1 protein-coding gene is annotated in these 1517 nt (G+C 66.4%); it reads right to left on the bottom strand.

Annotated features, from left to right (window positions below):
- Positions 1 to 8 precede the first annotated feature (8 nt).
- The coding region (gene tnpC, locus ACFV15_RS48150) for an IS66 family transposase (protein WP_378360241.1) at positions 9 to 1517 on the bottom strand (1509 nt) is incomplete at its 5' end.

Raw genomic sequence — 1517 nt, forward strand, 5'->3', positions numbered from 1 at the left:
GTAACTAGTCAGGTGGTTGCTGGGTTGGTTGGTAGCCAGGGGTTGCCGGTGATGGCGTTGTGGAGTGCGGTCAGGATGTGGATGCCGTTTTTGCGGGCGGTGGAGATGTAGGACCGCACGGTGAGCCAGGTGACGGCTCCGGTGGTGGTGCGCCAGCCGGCGAGTTTGAGTTGTGTTTTGGTCATGCGGATGTCGCGTTCGGCCTGGTTGTTGGTGAAAGGCACTCTCAGGTCGAACGCGAACCGCAGGACATCGTCACGATGTCGGTGTAGTCGTTCCAGTAAGGCCCGGGTTGTGGTTTGGCGGGGCCGGCCGCCTTTCGGGTGCCCGGTGTCGTTGCGGGCATGCAGCTTCAGCCCTGCTGCCAGGTGCTTGTCGAAGCGGGTCACCATCGGGCCCCGGACCTCAGCGGGAAGTTCGGGCAGGTCAAGTTCGCGGGCGGTGTGCGCGGCGACGTTGAGTTCGTCGAGCACCCCGATCAACAGGCCGGGCCAGTCCTGATCGGGGTTGGTTTCGGCGGCGGCGACGAGTTCACGCTGGTGGTGGGCGTTGCAGAGCGCGTGGGTGACCTCGGTGTAGGTGCGGTAAGGGTGCCAGCCGTCGTGCACCGCGATGCCGGCGAAACCGGGCAGGACACCGAACACGTCGATCGCGTCCCGGCCCCGTTTGGGATGCAGCAGATAGGTCGTCAACCACTCGGTGGAGGCCGAATGCAGCCACCATCGGACACCGGCCGCGCGCAGCGCGGTCTCATCGAAATGTGCCACCGGCGCCCGGCGCACCGCGTCTCGGGTGGCCTCGACGAACGGGTCCAGCTCTGGTGCGAGGCGGGCCAGCACGCACGAGACCCAGCCGGTGGACACCGCCATGCCCAGCACGTCGGCGAGCAGTTGCGCGGCACGGGCGATCGGGATGTGCTGATAGGTCAGCAGATACGCCGCCAGCGCGGTGACATTCGGCCCGTAACACGCCGGAGCGGTCGCCTCGGCGGGCGCGGCCGCGGTGGTCAGCACCCCGCACCGGCAACGCCGCTGATGCATGCGGTGCTCGGTCACCACCGGCACGATCTCGGGCAGGTCGTGCACCTGACGGCGCACCACATCGACGCTGGGCCGGTTCCGCAAACCCGTTCCGCAACCGGAACACGCCGACGGGACATGATCGACGACCACGTCAGGATCGTCGACCAGCTTCAGGTTCGCACCCGCCGCACCAGGTTGCTTTCCCTTGCCACGCCCGGTTCTACCGCGCAGCGACTTCGGAGCCGGTTTCGCATACACGTCCTGAGACGGCGGCTTCGACGAGTTACGCGAGTTCGTCCCCAGCTGACGTTCCAGCTCCGCAACCCGCTCGGTCATCCGGGCCAGCTCAGCCCGCAACGGCTCAATCGTCGCGATCACCGCAGCCTGAGCCACGACCAAAGCAGCAAGCTCGTCATACGACGGACGCTCACTCCCGGTCACGCGGTGATCATCGCAGAACGACGACCACCACGCGACAGAGACCTGACTAGTTAC

The organism is Amycolatopsis sp. NPDC059657 (assembly GCF_042734395.1).
Classification (GTDB): domain Bacteria; phylum Actinomycetota; class Actinomycetes; order Mycobacteriales; family Pseudonocardiaceae; genus Amycolatopsis.